Source organism: Aquabacterium parvum (genome assembly GCF_001447195.1).
Lineage (GTDB): Bacteria > Pseudomonadota > Gammaproteobacteria > Burkholderiales > Burkholderiaceae_C > Aquabacterium > Aquabacterium parvum.
This window is the reverse complement of the sequence record NZ_LFRI01000388.1, coordinates 1-744: the sequence shown is the minus strand read 5'-3', so window position 1 is coordinate 744 and position 744 is coordinate 1. Positions and strand designations below refer to the sequence as shown.

Annotated in this window: 1 protein-coding gene; it reads left to right on the top strand. The window is 58.7% G+C overall.

The genetic code is table 11. The features are described from left to right. The coding region (locus ABG80_RS16235; RefSeq protein ID WP_083506197.1) for a phage tail tape measure protein at nt 1-705 on the top strand (705 nt) is incomplete at its 5' end. Nucleotides 706-744: the final 39 nt, after the last annotated feature.

The window sequence follows — 744 nt, the reverse complement described above, 5'->3', positions numbered from 1 at the left end:
GCGGCTGAAGACCAGCTTCGCGGGAACTGGATGGCAGGCCTGAAGTCCGGCTGGAGTGAGTGGGAAGAGAGCGCCACGGACAGTATGTCGCAGGTAAAAAGTGCAGCCACGCAGACCTTTGATGGTATTGCACAGAATATGGCGGCGATGCTGACCGGCAGTGAGCAGAACTGGCGCAGCTTCACCCGTTCCGTGCTGTCCATGATGACAGAAATTCTGCTTAAGCAGGCAATGGTGGGGATTGTCGGGAGTATCGGCAGCGCCATTGGCGGGGCTGTTGGTGGCGGCGCATCCGCGTCAGGCGGTACAGCCATTCAGGCCGCTGCGGCGAAATTCCATTTTGCAACCGGAGGATTTACGGGAACCGGCGGCAAATATGAGCCAGCGGGGATTGTTCACCGTGGTGAGTTTGTCTTCACGAAGGAGGCAACCAGCCGGATTGGCGTGGGGAATCTTTACCGGCTGATGCGCGGCTATGCCACCGGCGGTTATGTCGGTACACCGGGCAGCATGGCAGACAGCCGGTCGCAGGCGTCCGGGACGTTTGAGCAGAATAACCATGTGGTGATTAACAACGACGGCACGAACGGGCAGATAGGTCCGGCTGCTCTGAAGGCGGTGTATGACATGGCCCGCAAGGGTGCCCGTGATGAAATTCAGACACAGATGCGTGATGGTGGCCTGTTCTCCGGAGGTGGACGATGAAGACCTTCCGCTGGAAAGTGAAACCCGGTATGGATGTGG